The organism is Algoriphagus aquimarinus, from assembly GCF_900112005.1.
GTDB classification, from domain to species: domain Bacteria; phylum Bacteroidota; class Bacteroidia; order Cytophagales; family Cyclobacteriaceae; genus Algoriphagus; species Algoriphagus aquimarinus.
This window is the reverse complement of sequence record NZ_FOKK01000010.1, coordinates 95,273-108,663: the sequence shown is the minus strand read 5'-3', so window position 1 is coordinate 108,663 and position 13,391 is coordinate 95,273. Positions and strand designations below refer to the sequence as shown.

Sequence of the window (13,391 nt, the reverse complement as noted above, 5' to 3'; positions counted from 1 at the left end):
TGTTTTAAAGTTGTTCTAGTTGTGCAAGTTCTTCCGCAAATCCTCCCGACAAAATCGGGAATCTGTACCAAGTTTTTGGGTCCACATTGAATTCATCCAAGTGAAAAGAAGGAGCAAGTCTTTCTCTTTTCCATTGATTACGTGACCAAAGTCGGAAGAATTTTTTGATATAATCTTTCAAAGTGTCAGGTTCCAATTTCAGTTCCTCTGAAAGGATGAGGTAAACATCCATGGGTGAACGTCTGTCACGTATAGCAAGTTTTTCTATTTCTACGATTACCGCATAAGGCATCAGGTCTTTTTCGTCTGTCTGAGTTCTTTCCAACGGGCGAAGCTCGGCAGTTGGTTGCAGGGAGTTTACTTTGGCCAGTCCTGGACGATCTAGATTTTTCTCTGCCCAACTTAGCCAATTGAGGATAAAGAATTTGTCCACAGCGGCTATGGGAGAAATACTTCCCGAAGTATCGCCATCCATGGTCGCATAGCCCACATCACCTTCACTTCGATTGGAGGTGGAGAGAAGCAAGGCATTGTTAATATTTGCCAGCATCCAGATGATAGGAGAGCGGGTCCTCGCTTGGATGTTCTGCAAGGTGATATCATCCTGCTCCCAAGTCAATTTCCTGCCGATGGCTTTTTCTATTTTTGCGGTATAGGATTTTACTTCCTCGTCGATCTCCCAGTGATAGAATGTAGCTCCTATGCTTTCAGCCAAAGTTTCTGCGCTGGAAAAAGTGTCATCAGAGGAGTTTTTGGTTCCTTGATAAGCGGTGGTAAGGATTTGCTTCATCAGTTCCTTTTCTGGGTGCTGCGAAGTAGGGAGGTTTTTAATTCCAGCCTTTTTGCAAAATCCTTCCAAGCCCAATTCTCCTATCCCCCGCTTCACCATCTCGGCAACCAAGATTGCAATAGAAGAAGAATCTGCGCCACCAGAAAGTGAAAGTACAAAACCCGTACTTCGGCTTTTTCTCATGTAATCAAAAAGCGCTAGGGATGAAGCTTGGACAAACTCCTCATTTTTTGAATTAATGAAAGCGATGTCTTGCGTTTTTGGTTCTAGGTAAAAGCTTTTTACCTGAAAGTCCTCAAAGGAAAGTAGCTTATTACGCGAAAGTAATTTTCCTGATTTGGCAAGTAAGATTTCCCCATCGAAGATCATTCTACCTGCCTCATTACCCAGCAAATTTGCATAGCAATAGTAACAATCAAAGGTGGCGGAACTTTCCTCAATTAATTCCTTACGAAGAGCAGTCTTACCCATGGCAAAATGACTTGCGCTAGGATTGAAAATCAAATCGACTTTGCGATCACACAATCTATATCCAGGTCTAAGCTTTCCTCTCCACGCATCTTCGCAGATTTCGAATCCGTAGTGAATTTCTTTATGTTGGAAAGTCAGATCACCAAGAGGCACCATCTGATCCTGAAATTCTATTTCAACGACTTCATTAGCCTTCCAAGGTGTGAACCATCGGAATTCGTAATGAACTCCGTCAATTGCCATGAATTGCTTGGCTACAAATCCTTTGACGACTGCATTTTCAATGACTGCTACACAATTGTAAACTTTGTCTTGGATTCTTATTGGTAGACCTACCGCGACGGTGATTCCCTCGCAGTGAGGTAGTAGGAGCTCGAGCTGAGCAAGAGCTTTCTTTGGGAACCAGTAGCTTAAAAATAAATCTTCAGATCCGTATCCTGTGATTGCCAATTCAGGCAGGCACAGGATTTCAGCACCTTGTTTTTTTGCTTCTTCAATAGCACACGTGATTCTGTTCAGATTGCCTGACCAGTCTAGCGGTGTTTGATTGACGGTTGCTCCCGCGATTTTTATTGAAGACATGGATGGATTAATTGATCCTAAAATTACTTAGCTAGGTGGCAATAGATAGTATTTCACAGGCATTTTTGGAGGCTTCTTGCTCAGCTTTCTTTTTCGTGCTTCCTTTTCCCTGTGCTATTTCATCTCCCTCTACTTGTAAAGCGACCTTGAATTCCTTGAATCTTTGATTTCCGCTTACACTGAGGACCACATATTCTACTTGTTTATTTTCCTTCTGAGACCACTCGATGATCTTACTTTTGTAATTGGTCGTAGTCGCGATCATGCCTTCTACATCAAAATGTAAAAGGATTCTTTGGGTAATAAATTTCTTGGTGAAATGGTATCCCTTGTCCAGGTAAACGGCTCCAAGAAAAGCCTCTAGCATGTCTCCATATAGAGACTTGTTGCCAGTGAAACTACGCTCTCCGATCTCCATATCCAATGCTTTTCTCAATCCGATTTTAATACCGGTATCGTTGAGGGTTTCTCTGTTGACGAGTTTAGATCTGGTTTCTGTAAGAAAACCTTCGTCACGATATGGATATTTTTGGAATAGAAATTCGGCAATGACCGCTCCCAAAATAGCATCTCCGAGGAATTCCAATCGTTCATTGGAAATACGGAAGCCTTGGGAGGTTTCTGAACCAAGACTAGAAGGGGTGAGGGCAAGCTTGTAGAGTGATAAATTAAAAGGCCTGCTCCCTATCATCAATTTGATGGAGGTAGCAAGCCTTTTGTCTTTTTCACTAAAGAAGAGATTGTTAAACCCGAGTCTTTGAAATAATTTCAAAATTCAGATTAATTATATTTTTTGAAAATTACTGAACAATTATGTCCACCAAATCCAAACGTATTACTCAACGCATACTTCATTTCTCTCTTCTGCGCTTTGTTGAAAGTCAAATTCAGCCTTGGATCAAACACTTCATCATCGGCGAAGTGATTGATAGTAGGAGGCACAATTCCTTTGTTTAATGCGAAAATACAAGCGATGGCTTCAATAGCTCCTGCAGCACCCAGCAAGTGACCAGTCATAGACTTAGTACTGCTGATGTTTAGCTTGTAAGCATGCTCACCAAAGACTTGTTGGATAGCCTTGATTTCACCTACATCTCCAAGAGGTGTAGATGTTCCGTGAACATTGATATAGTCAATGTCTTCAGGATTCAAACCTGCGTCTTCCAACGTGATTTTCATAACATTACTAGCACCTAACCCTTCAGGGTGTGGGGCAGTGATATGGTGCGCGTCAGCAGTCATTCCTCCACCTACAAGTTCTGCATAGATTTTGGCGCCACGTGCTTTTGCGTGCTCATATTCTTCTAGAATCAATGCTCCGGCACCTTCTCCCAATACAAAACCATCCCTGTCTTTATCAAACGGCCTTGAGGCAGTTTCAGGAGATTCATTACGTTGGGAAAGAGCTTTCATTGCATTAAATCCACCAATACCCGCTTCAGTCACTGCTGCTTCTGAACCACCACTGATAAAAATATCAGCTTTACCCATTCTAATGTAAGTGAATGCATCAATTAGGGCGTTGGTACCTGAAGCACAGGCAGAAACTGTTACAAAGTTTGGACCGCGAAAACCATATTTAATTGATAGAAAGCCAGCGCTGATATCAGCAATCATTTTTGGGATAAAGAATGGGTTGAAGCGAGGAGTACCATCTCCTGTAGAGAAGGCAGTCACTTCATCCTGAAAGGTTTTTAATCCTCCAATTCCAGATCCCCAGATTACTCCGGCTCTTGATTTATCGATTTTTTCAAGATCCAATCCTGAATCTGTCATGGCTTCTTCAGCAGAAATCATGGCATATTGAGTGAAAGGATCCATTTTCCGAGCTTCTTTTCTATCCATAAATTGCTCTACATCGAGGTTTTTGACCTCGCAGGCAAATTGTGTTTTGAAAAGTGTAGCGTCGAATTTGGTAATCGGCGCAGCACCGCTCACACCATTAGACAGACCGTTCCAGAATTCTTCTGCGGTATTGCCTATTGGTGTGAGGGCACCTATACCAGTTACAACAACTCTTTTTAAATTCATACAATGAATTTATGAATTATTATTTTACGTTAGCTTCCAAATAGGTAACTGCTTGTCCAACAGTACCAATTTGCTCTGCCTGATCATCTGGAATAGAGATATTGAATTCTTTTTCGAATTCCATAATCAATTCTACAGTATCAAGAGAATCAGCACCAAGGTCATTGGTAAAGCTCGCCTCCAAAGTAACTTCAGACTCTTCTACGCCAAGTTTGTCTACTATGATGGCTTTTACTTTTTGTGCAATTTCAGACATTTTGTGATCAGTTTAGTTATTAACACTTCGCAAAGAAATATATTTAATAGCTAATTGACAAAGAAAAGATCCAAGTAAATTTTTATGCAAATTGCCGAACATAGAAGTTGAATTAAATTTTCTAACTTTGTTTTGATTCATTTTTTCCCTGCATGAAGAAGGCCAAATTACTAATTGAACATACTTACGATTTCGAGCTTTTGGGGCTTGTATCACCCGTTAAAGACTATAAGATGGCTTGGTTGATCAATAGGGATTTGGATCTTAACCTAATCAAATTCGATGATCTGGAACTGGAATTTATGACGCTACCAAGCCTGAAAATCTCTCAATATTTCCTTTCTTTACCACACGGATTTGTTCAGCTTTTAAAAAATAAAGCCTTGAATTCTACGAATCAAGTGTCGTATTTGATACCAGAATTGAAAACCATGGACTATTTCCTTTTGGTACAAGACGAGACCTTTCAAATAAGTATTAATACATTTGCTAATCAGCTGGCAAAAAATCGCTACATACAGAATGTGATGAAGCTGGACGTGACTAAACTTAAATCAAAAGAAAACCTATTAACTTATTAACACCCTAATGAGCCATTTCAATAAGACTAAAATTCTAGCAACCATAGGCCCTGCTTCAAATAACTACGATACTATCAAGAGTTTGGCAGCAGCTGGAGCGAACGTATTTCGTTTGAATTTTTCGCATGGTACACATGAAATTCATGCTGAGGTAGCGAGCATAATCAGAAAGATAAATAAGGACGAAGGACTTAACCTTGGAATTCTTCAGGATCTTCAAGGACCAAAAATCCGCGTGGGTGAAGTAGAAAACAACGGTGTTGAGATCAAACCGGGAGAATTAATTACGATCACCAATGACCCAGTAGTGGGTACTAGTGGATTGGTAAGCACGGTTTACCAGAATCTTCCAAATGACGTAGTAAGTGGTGATAGAATCCTGATAGACGATGGTAACCTAGAAGTGGTAGTGAATGATACAGATGGCAAGAATGTCAATTGTACTGTTATCCACGGTGGTATCCTTAAGTCTAGAAAGGGTATCAACCTTCCAAATACTAAAGTATCTGCTCCATCTCTTACGGAGAAGGATATTGAGGATCTAGCTTTCGGCTTAGAGCAGGAAGTAGATTGGATCGCTTTATCTTTTGTAAGATCTGCTGAAGATATCATTGACCTTAGAGAAAGAATTGAAGCAAAAGGCAAGGTTTGTAAAATTGTTGCAAAAATTGAGAAGCCTGAAGCGCTAGAAAATATTGATGCGATCATCGAAGCGACTGACGCAATTATGGTTGCTCGTGGAGATTTGGGAGTGGAAGTTCCTATGGAAATTGTCCCACTTTGGCAGAAAAGAATTGTTGAGAAATGTAAGCTTGCTTGTAAGCCAGTGATCATTGCTACTCAGATGATGGAAAGTATGATTACTAATCCTCGTCCTACTCGTGCTGAAACTAATGACGTGGCAAACGCTGTTTTGGACGGTGCTGATGCAGTGATGCTTTCTGCTGAGACTGCTTCTGGTAAATATCCAGTAAATGCTGTGAAAGCAATGAGTAGCATCATCAGCTATCTAGAGGAAAATGCTGATATCTATCACAACCTGTACAAAATCCCTGAAGATGATGATACCTTCTTGAGCAACAACTTGATTTTGATGGCTTCTAGACTTTCTAGAAATGTGAAAGCAAAAGCGATTGTAGGAATCACTTCATCTGGTTTTACTGGATTTAGAATTGCTTCTCACAGACCATTGGCAAGTATTTTTGTCTTCACTAGAAACAAGCCTTTGATCACTCAAATGAGTTTGGTGTGGGGTGTACGTGCCTATTTCTATGAGAATCAGGTGTCAACTGACGCTACTTTCATAGATATCGAAAATACACTGAAAGCAGATAATCATGTGAATACTGGTGATATTATAGTGAACACAGGTAGCATGCCGCTGAAATCAAACGGTAGAACTAACATGTTGAAAGTTCATATTGTTGATTAAGGTTTCAATAAAATCACAAAAAAGAGTCCCGAAATATTTCGGGACTCTTTTTTTTTAGCTGTTCGCTAGAAGCGAATTAAGAGTCAATGCATTTAAAAAGACCTTCGAGGTTTTCTCTGCCTCAGAGTTTAATACTGATCACTACAACTGATCGCCGATGACTAAGCTTAATCTCCCTTTCCAAAAATCTCCTCAGGCCCTCTAGGAGTTACCATCAAAACCTTTTCTTTTTCTACCATCACAGATCCTGCTGGTGAGCCTTTTACTTTTCTGACATACTTTGCTTCAGTATGGATCACAGGAGCGAGGGATTCGTTTTTGTTTTTTGAGTAGAAAGCAGCCAGAGAAGCAGCCGTCTCGAGGACGGACATAGGGATACTTTTAAGGCCCGAAGTCTTAATAAGGACATGTGAACCGGGAACCATCCGAGCGTGCAGCCAGATATCATCTTTCTTAGTGTAGCCGCGAAGCATATCGTCGTTTGATTGGGCAGACTTTCCGACCCAAATAGGGAATCCCTCAAATTCAAACGTTTTGAAGGGTAATACCACAGCATCTTTTTGTAAGACCTTGTCTTCACCATGAGATTTCTTGTAGCTTTTTAGTGCTCTGAAATCTTCGATTGCATTCAGTTCTTCAATTTTAGATTCGAGTAGTTCTGCTTGATTGATTTTTGCAGCAATTGTCTTATCCAGTTGTCCCCATTCTAGTTTTCTATTCTTACTTTTTCTGTAAAGAGAAGCTGCATGATCTTGCGGTTTTTGATTTGGCTTAAGCTTCACTAGGACAGTTTCTCCAGAATAAAAATCCAGTAATTCCACTTCCAATTTTCCTCCTTGAAATTCATGAAGATTAGCCATGATCACATCGGCCAACTTTGAGGGAGGTGGTGAGTTGCGGAGTTCTTCCAGTTTTTGTGTGGATTTCTCTATATAGGATTTGGTTCGCTTGAGCTGCTCCTGATACTTCTTGAGCATGGTGTTTTTATCCTTTTCAAAATTCCCACGGACAAGTGCCAGATAAAAAAGCTCATTGACGGCTTGAATGGGATTAGAGAAGCTTTTGACAGGATTATCCTCAGGTAGTAGACTCAAGTGGATTTCTCCGTTTTTTTCCACAAGTGAAAAGAGTGGAGTCTCCAGCATCTCTAGAAGCTCCTGCATAAGCTCCCATTTGGAAGTAAGGATTGCGTCGGGATAGCCTCTTCCTTTCAGCCAGTTTCTAGGAATAGCTCCCAAAGTGGGTAAGAACTGAGATGCATTTCCTTCTAGTTTTTCGAAGCTTTCCCAGCTCAAATCATAGCTTTTGTTCAAAGATTTCCAGTCTAAATCCCGGTCTTCTACAATTCCATTTCTAAATAGCTTAGTCGGTATCGCAGCGTCTTTTTCATAGAGAAGTACATTGCTTCTATTTGCGTGAAGCTTAAACAAGAGGGTTTTTCCCGAACGGAAGGAGAAATAAAATGCGCGTTCAAAGCTTAGAACATTACATCCAATGATCTCTTCTCCGATCAGTTCTTTGAATAGATCAATGCTATTTCTCTTGGCTCGTGGGAAACTATCTGGGAAAGAAAGGTATATCTGAGGTGGGAGAAAATGTGCGCGGATAAACCGTGATTCCTCAGCGTCTTCGGTCTCCAGAATCAATTCATCTTTGTTCTGTGAAAAACAGGCGATGATTTTTTTACCCAGGAAAGCTTTTTCCAACTCAGGGCAGAGGTATTGCAGGAAATGATAATTAAGATGCATTAGTCCAAAGTTAGCTGAAGCCCGTCGTAGGCCAAGGCTATTCCTTGAGGTAATTCTTGATCAATTGCATCTTGAAGACCTAGTCGATGAGAAATGTGGGTGAAATACGTTTCTTTAGCGCCGATTTTTTGCGCCATAGCTACTGCTTCATCTAAGGTGAAATGTGAAATATGGGGATCTTTTTGCAGTGCATTTAATACCAATATTTCTGTGCCTTCGATTAGTTTTAGTGATTCATCTGAGATGTAATTGGCATCCGTGATATAAGTGAAATCACCAATTCGAAACCCGAATATGGGTAACTTATAATGCAAAACTGGAATAGGAGTGATGGTAATCCCCTCAATTGTAAATGGTTTCTCATCGATCTCAATAGTCTCCACTTGAGGGATTCCAGGATATCTTTTTCCGCTGAAAATATAGGCGAACTCACGCTTGATTTGCTCCAGGACTTGCAACTTTCCGAAAACAGGCATGTCTTTTTGTTGCTTGAAATTAAATGGACGAATATCATCCAACCCAGCGGTGTGATCCTTATGCTCGTGGGTGAAAAGTACAGCGTCCAGGGTAGTGATTCCTGCTCTAAGTATTTGACTGCGAAAATCTGGACCTGTGTCAATTACAAGGCTGAGCTTGCCTATTTGAAGATGAACGGAAGATCGAAATCTTTTATCCCGAAAATCCAATGATTTGCAGACATTGCATTCGCAACCTATCACAGGAACGCCTTGGGAAGTACCGGTTCCTAAAAAAGTAACTTTCAAAATTTCAATTGGGTTTGCCTCAACTCTGTGAGGAAGTCATGATTCGCTTTGTCCTTGAAATCAGCTGGGTCCATATTCAGCTCAATCAGAATATCTATCAGTGCGTTGATTTTTCCTTCAAGGGGAAAGTATTTATTTACGATGACGATTTTGGCGTCATTCAACACACAGTAGCCTGATTTGAAATTACCCTTTTCGTAGCGCAGCATGTATTCTGATGAGGCGAATAGATTTTCAAGTTTATCCAAAAAGTGCTTCGTGTGTTTTATTACCATTTTAGCCGAGGATTTTTTTTACGGTAGCAAGTAATTTATCGTAATCGAGTGGTTTTTGTATGAAATCATCAAATCCTAATTTCCTGAATTCATCCATCGTATAGTTATTCATATTTCCGGAAATAGCAATGATTGGAAGCTTCGATTTGATGGGGTCAGCCAATTCTCTAATCATTTTGGTACAGCTAGCTCCATCCATTACTGGCATGTTTAAGTCCATAAGAATAAGATCGAACTCCTCTTTTTCTAACATTTCTAATACTTGCTTTCCATTTTTCGCAGCCTTCATTTGATAGTTTTCAAATGCGAGGATGCTTTTAGTTAGATTGAGAATAACAGAACTATCCTCACCGACTAAAATATTTTTTGAGTTACTCATAGCTTAAAAGTAGTTTCTTCTTTGATATATTTCTCTAAAATTTTGCGCTCTTTTCTAAGTTTTATCAATGCTTTTTCTAATGAATCCCAATCTTGAGATCTAGCCATTCTATCGGCATCTGTAGATAAAACAAATATAGCATTCGCACCTAAAGTGCCTGAATTGCCCTTTATAGTGTGTAAATTTTCAATTACTGTTTGTTGGTCTTTTTCCTTGAAAGCAGAATCTACTTGCTCCATTAATTCATCAAATTCTGCCAGAAGATCACCATAAATAGACTTGATGTTATCTGTAGAATTATATTTCAGGAGTTGTAAAAGCACTTCTTTGTCTAAGATTAGATTTCCATCAGTGGCTTGAGTATTTTCTATTTTGGAGTTGAGCTTTGCAGTGATTACTTCCAAAAACTCCTTGGGACGGATTGGTTTCGGAATAAAATCATCAAACCCCATTTCTAGTAGACAACTTTTAGCAGATTCCGCTGAATAGGTAGAAAGAGCTATGATCTTACATTGGTATGTTGATTGTTTCCATATTATTTTTGCTGCAGTAATGCCATCCATAGAAGGCATTTGAATATCCATGAGAATCAGATCAAACTTTTCTTTGGAAGCTCTTTCCACTGCATCTATGCCGTTTTTAACAGATTCAAAGCTAAAAAGCTGGCCGATTAGATTTTCAAACAATGTTCGAGTCAAGTCATTATTCTCTACAATCAAGACCTTTTTGCTTTTCATTACTTTACTTTGGAGTCTCAGCTAAATTATTAACTCATTTTGTCAAATCAATCCTATTTGATCTTAGTGGTGGGCCCCACGGCAGTCGGCAAAACCGATTTGTGTCTAAATCTAGCCAAAAATTTCAAGACTGAAATTGTATCCTGCGATAGCAGGCAGTTTTACCGGGAAATGAATCTCGGAACTGCCAAGCCTAGCTCTGATGAATTGAAGCAAGTACCGCATCATTTCATCAACAGCCTGTCTATAGAAGAGGAATATGATGTTCGGAAGTTTGAGAGCGAAGCATTGGCTTTGCTGGATGAATTATATGAGCATCATCAGGTGGTGATTATGACTGGTGGCTCTGGACTATTTGCAGATGCGATTGTGAATGGCATGGATGAAATGCCGGAGATTGCGCCAGAAATACGAGCTACAATAATTCAGGAGTATGAGCAAAAAGGCTTAGCGTTTTTGCAGGAAGGAGTGGCTAAGAATGACCCGGAATACTTCGCAATAGTGGATCAAAAAAATCCTCAACGACTGATGAGGGCACTGGAAATATGGAGAGGCACAGGTAAGAAGTTTAGCTCTTTCCGAGTGAAATCAAAAAAAGAGAGACCTTTTAAGGTGATCAAAATCGGCTTGGAAAGAGACCGAGAAGAATTGTACGGGAGGATTGATCTCAGAATGGATCAGATGATTGCTACTGGTTTGTTTGATGAAGCAGATAGCCTTTTTGGGAAAAGAAATCTAAATGCGCTACAGACTGTCGGGTACTCTGAGATATTCGGGTATCTGGAAGGTAAATATGACAAAGAAGAAGCTATCCGCTTGCTCAAGAGAAACTCCAGGCGCTACGCCAAGCGCCAGATGACATGGTTCAAGAAGGATGAATCTATCAAGTGGTTCTCTCCAGAAAAGCAGGCTGAAATCTTAGCTTATATTCAAGATCAAATCGCTTGAAAACTTGCGATTTTCCCAACCCAGTTATAGGGCGCTTTTTTAATCAAGGCATTGTATTGAATGCGGTTGACCTTTAGTTCTCTAATGATTTTCAGTGCTTTTTCAGTGATACCTTTTTCAAGTTGCTTCCCTTTTAGCGCAGCTATAAGCAAGTCAGGGTCAGACGAGTCTTCTACCAATATGCCTAAGGCTGGATTCAAGGAATTCAATTTGAATAGCAACTCTTTCTGAAGATTGAGTTTGCGCTGCAATGCATTTTTCACAGTAAGGAAAAATAGGAGGCCTCCGCCTCCCAGCATGATAAATAGTGGTATAAAACCCATCTTATATACTCAAGATTTTCATTAATTTAAGGTGATCTTCGATCAAATGCTTCGTCTTGCCAATACAATCAGCGAATGGAGTGAAGACCACTTGTTGATTGACGACTCCAGCCATGTGAAACTGATGCCCTGCGAGTAATCCTTCTACCGCAGACATTCCACATCGGCTAGCTAATACACGATCACGCGCAGTAGGATTTCCTCCTCGCTGAATATGTCCAAGTGTAGTTACTTTAAAGTCTTTAGTAGGATCATTCAGCTTGGCTTTTACTTTTTCCATGACGGTTTGAGCATTCCCAGCTTCATCACCTTCAGCCACTACTATAATGCTTGAAGATTTTGTTTTTCTAAGATTTTTCAGAGACTTCACGACATCGTCCAAGTTTGTTTTGGTCTCTGGAACCATCACAAATTCAGCTCCTCCGCCAATACCCGATTCTACAGCGATAAATCCAGCATCTCTTCCCATTACTTCGATAAAGAAAATTCTATCATGTGCGGCAGCCGTATCACGGATTTTATCGATCGCTTCCAAAGCAGTATTTACAGCTGTGTCAAAACCAATGGTATAATCAGTGCCATACAAGTCATTGTCTATAGTTCCTGGGCAACCGATGGTAGGAATACCATATTCTTCAAAAAACAGCTTGGCTCCAGTGAAAGTGCCGTCACCACCTATCGCCACCAAGCCTTCGATGCCATGAGCGATAAGATTATCGTAAGCCTTCTTTCTGCCCTCAGGAGTTTTGAACTCCATCGATCTCGCAGACTTCAAAACGGTTCCGCCACGCTGTACTATATTACTAACCGAATGTGATTGCAGGCGCTTGATCTCTCCATCGATCATGCCTTCGTATCCCCGGTATATGCCATATACTTCTAGTCCTTTGAAAATAGCGGTACGAACAACTGCTCTTACGCAAGCATTCATGCCAGGACTATCTCCTCCAGAAGTAAAAACTGCTATTTTTTTCATTGCTCATAGGTTTAAGATCCCAAAAATAGGGATTAAAGAAAGAATGCTTTCAGTTTCTCAAATTATTAAACTTTTAATAAATCCTCTTTTGGAAAAGCGCTTGAATTCCAGCACTAAAAACCTGAATTTGTAAGGATGGAAAAGAGAAAAGTACCTGCTTCAGATTTTACAATAAGTCCAATTGCGTTGGGTTGCATGTCGCTGAAAGGCAATTTAAAAGAAGATCAGAAGATCATTGATAAAGCTATTGCCGGAGGAATTGATTTTTTGGATACAGCCGATTTGTACCAAAAAGGCCTGAATGAAGAGATTGTTGGAGCAGCTATTAAGGATAGACGAAAAGATGTTATCCTAGCAACGAAGGTGGGGAATCAGCTACGTGCAGATGGAAGTGGCTGGGATTGGAATCCAAGTAAAGCCTATATTCTAAAAGCTGTGGAAGAAAGCCTGAAGCGTCTGCAAACTGATTACATTGATATTTACCAACTCCATGGCGGCACGCTGGAAGATCCATGGGAGGAAACGCTGGAAGCATTTGAAATTCTGAAAAGCCAAGGCAAAATCCGGGCGTTTGGGATTTCCTCCATTCGCCCAAATGTGATCAGGAAAGTACTGGGAATGAGTTCTCCTGCTACCATTATGATGCAGTACAATCCTTTGGATCGCAGACCTGAGGAAACAGCCTTTCCTTTGATCGCTGAATCTGACGCCAGAGTATTAGTTCGAGGAACTTTGGCCAAAGGACTTTTGATCCATAAATCCGCAGAGCCATTTCTGGAATACACTGCAGCAGAAGTAATAGAAATCCGTGAGTTGATCGCAGATTCTGGTTTGCTCCCTGAGGCTTTTTTAATTCGATTTGGTTTGCTTCAGCCAGCAGTAGGTTCCTTAGTGATCGGGGCAAGTTCTGTAGAGCAAGTTGAAAAGATGATTTTTGCATATAAGCAGCACGAAATGATTTCGGATGAGCTGATCAGGGAATTGGCTACTAAAATACCGCTAAACTATTACAAGCAGCATAGATAAAATTCCAATTGCCTATACTCTTCAAATAGTCTATTTTGGTAGAATTGATTTTATCCAGCCCTATAAATTACC

15 protein-coding genes are annotated in these 13,391 nt (G+C 40.3%); 4 read left to right on the top strand and 11 right to left on the bottom strand.

Annotated elements, in window-relative coordinates; translation table 11 throughout:
* Positions 1–4: 4 nt before the first annotated feature.
* The 4 genes from nadE to BM291_RS13965 are packed head-to-tail and all read right to left on the bottom strand — an operon-like array spanning position 5 to position 4,130.
* The gene (gene nadE, locus BM291_RS13980) at positions 5–1,843 is read right to left on the bottom strand and encodes an NAD(+) synthase (RefSeq protein WP_092898475.1); all 1,839 of its coding nucleotides are present in this window, start codon (positions 1,841–1,843) and stop codon (positions 5–7) included.
* A gap of 31 nt (positions 1,844–1,874) precedes the next feature.
* Positions 1,875–2,615 (bottom strand): ribonuclease III, encoded by a 741-nt coding sequence (gene rnc, locus BM291_RS13975; RefSeq protein WP_092898473.1) that lies wholly within the window; start codon positions 2,613–2,615, stop codon positions 1,875–1,877.
* An 8-nt stretch (positions 2,616–2,623) separates the two neighbouring features.
* Entirely contained in the window at positions 2,624–3,874 is a 1,251-nt protein-coding gene (fabF, locus tag BM291_RS13970) for a beta-ketoacyl-ACP synthase II (RefSeq protein ID WP_092898471.1), read from the bottom strand.
* A 19-nt stretch (positions 3,875–3,893) separates the two neighbouring features.
* A complete protein-coding gene (locus tag BM291_RS13965) occupies positions 3,894–4,130 on the bottom strand; it encodes an acyl carrier protein (RefSeq protein WP_057940051.1) in 237 nt (78 codons plus the stop codon).
* Positions 4,131–4,282: 152 nt separating this feature from the next.
* Between BM291_RS13965 and BM291_RS13960 the strand changes: the two genes are divergently transcribed.
* Together BM291_RS13960 and pyk are read left to right on the top strand one after the other, a co-directional pair.
* Positions 4,283–4,711 carry an IPExxxVDY family protein gene (locus BM291_RS13960; protein ID WP_092898469.1) on the top strand — a complete coding sequence of 143 codons (429 nt, stop codon included), beginning with the start codon at positions 4,283–4,285 and terminating at the stop codon, positions 4,709–4,711.
* Positions 4,712–4,718: 7 nt separating this feature from the next.
* Positions 4,719–6,143, top strand: a complete 1,425-nt coding sequence (pyk, locus tag BM291_RS13955; RefSeq protein WP_092898467.1) for a pyruvate kinase — start codon at positions 4,719–4,721, stop codon at positions 6,141–6,143.
* Positions 6,144–6,310: 167 nt separating this feature from the next.
* Here pyk and BM291_RS13950 read toward each other — a convergent pair whose 3' ends face one another.
* Genes BM291_RS13950 through BM291_RS13930 form a run of 5 tightly spaced genes read right to left on the bottom strand, consistent with a single transcriptional unit; the run spans position 6,311 to position 10,046 of the window.
* Complete coding sequence (locus BM291_RS13950) at positions 6,311–7,891, bottom strand: NFACT RNA binding domain-containing protein (RefSeq protein WP_092898465.1); 1,581 nt, start codon at positions 7,889–7,891, stop codon at positions 6,311–6,313.
* Positions 7,891–8,655, bottom strand: a complete 765-nt coding sequence (locus tag BM291_RS13945) for an MBL fold metallo-hydrolase (protein WP_092898463.1) — start codon at positions 8,653–8,655, stop codon at positions 7,891–7,893. The genes BM291_RS13950 and BM291_RS13945 overlap by 1 nt, the downstream gene beginning before the upstream one ends.
* Positions 8,652–8,930: a hypothetical protein gene (locus BM291_RS13940; RefSeq protein WP_092898461.1), complete on the bottom strand. Its 279-nt coding sequence runs from the start codon at positions 8,928–8,930 to the stop codon at positions 8,652–8,654. The genes BM291_RS13945 and BM291_RS13940 overlap by 4 nt, the downstream gene beginning before the upstream one ends.
* Before the next feature lies 1 nt (position 8,931).
* Positions 8,932–9,309 (bottom strand): response regulator, encoded by a 378-nt coding sequence (locus BM291_RS13935; RefSeq protein WP_092898459.1) that lies wholly within the window; start codon positions 9,307–9,309, stop codon positions 8,932–8,934.
* On the bottom strand, positions 9,306–10,046 hold the full coding sequence (locus tag BM291_RS13930) for a response regulator (protein WP_092898457.1): 741 nt from the start codon (positions 10,044–10,046) through the stop codon (positions 9,306–9,308). The genes BM291_RS13935 and BM291_RS13930 overlap by 4 nt, the downstream gene beginning before the upstream one ends.
* Positions 10,047–10,085: 39 nt before the next feature.
* Between BM291_RS13930 and miaA the strand changes: the two genes are divergently transcribed.
* On the top strand, positions 10,086–10,994 hold the full coding sequence (gene miaA / locus BM291_RS13925) for a tRNA (adenosine(37)-N6)-dimethylallyltransferase MiaA (protein ID WP_092898455.1): 909 nt from the start codon (positions 10,086–10,088) through the stop codon (positions 10,992–10,994).
* Here miaA and BM291_RS13920 read toward each other — a convergent pair.
* Both BM291_RS13920 and pfkA read right to left on the bottom strand, forming a co-directional pair.
* A complete protein-coding gene (locus tag BM291_RS13920) occupies positions 10,982–11,317 on the bottom strand; it encodes a hypothetical protein (RefSeq protein WP_092898453.1) in 336 nt (111 codons plus the stop codon). The two genes, miaA and BM291_RS13920, sit on opposite strands and share 13 nt — an antisense overlap.
* 1 nt (position 11,318) lies before the next feature.
* The gene (gene pfkA, locus BM291_RS13915; RefSeq protein ID WP_092898451.1) at positions 11,319–12,293 is read right to left on the bottom strand and encodes a 6-phosphofructokinase; all 975 of its coding nucleotides are present in this window, start codon (positions 12,291–12,293) and stop codon (positions 11,319–11,321) included.
* Positions 12,294–12,428: 135 nt separating this feature from the next.
* On the opposite strand from pfkA, the gene BM291_RS13910 reads away from it, so the two are divergent.
* Complete coding sequence (locus tag BM291_RS13910) at positions 12,429–13,319, top strand: aldo/keto reductase (RefSeq protein WP_092898449.1); 891 nt, start codon at positions 12,429–12,431, stop codon at positions 13,317–13,319.
* Positions 13,320–13,391: the final 72 nt, after the last annotated feature.

Excerpts from the sequence above, each read along its gene's own strand:
- nadE (WP_092898475.1), bottom strand. The coding sequence starts at position 1,843 with ATGTCTTCAATAAAAATCGCGGGAGCAACCGTCAATCAAACACCGCTA.
- fabF (WP_092898471.1), bottom strand. The coding sequence starts at position 3,874 with ATGAATTTAAAAAGAGTTGTTGTAACTGGTATAGGTGCCCTCACACCA.
- BM291_RS13965 (WP_057940051.1), bottom strand. The coding sequence starts at position 4,130 with ATGTCTGAAATTGCACAAAAAGTAAAAGCCATCATAGTAGACAAACTT.
- BM291_RS13960 (WP_092898469.1), top strand. The coding sequence starts at position 4,283 with ATGAAGAAGGCCAAATTACTAATTGAACATACTTACGATTTCGAGCTT.
- pyk (WP_092898467.1), top strand. The coding sequence starts at position 4,719 with ATGAGCCATTTCAATAAGACTAAAATTCTAGCAACCATAGGCCCTGCT.
- BM291_RS13950 (WP_092898465.1), bottom strand. The coding sequence starts at position 7,891 with ATGCATCTTAATTATCATTTCCTGCAATACCTCTGCCCTGAGTTGGAA.
- BM291_RS13940 (WP_092898461.1), bottom strand. The coding sequence starts at position 8,930 with ATGGTAATAAAACACACGAAGCACTTTTTGGATAAACTTGAAAATCTA.
- BM291_RS13935 (WP_092898459.1), bottom strand. The coding sequence starts at position 9,309 with ATGAGTAACTCAAAAAATATTTTAGTCGGTGAGGATAGTTCTGTTATT.
- BM291_RS13930 (WP_092898457.1), bottom strand. The coding sequence starts at position 10,046 with ATGAAAAGCAAAAAGGTCTTGATTGTAGAGAATAATGACTTGACTCGA.
- BM291_RS13920 (WP_092898453.1), bottom strand. The coding sequence starts at position 11,317 with ATGGGTTTTATACCACTATTTATCATGCTGGGAGGCGGAGGCCTCCTA.
- pfkA (WP_092898451.1), bottom strand. The coding sequence starts at position 12,293 with ATGAAAAAAATAGCAGTTTTTACTTCTGGAGGAGATAGTCCTGGCATG.
- BM291_RS13910 (WP_092898449.1), top strand. The coding sequence starts at position 12,429 with ATGGAAAAGAGAAAAGTACCTGCTTCAGATTTTACAATAAGTCCAATT.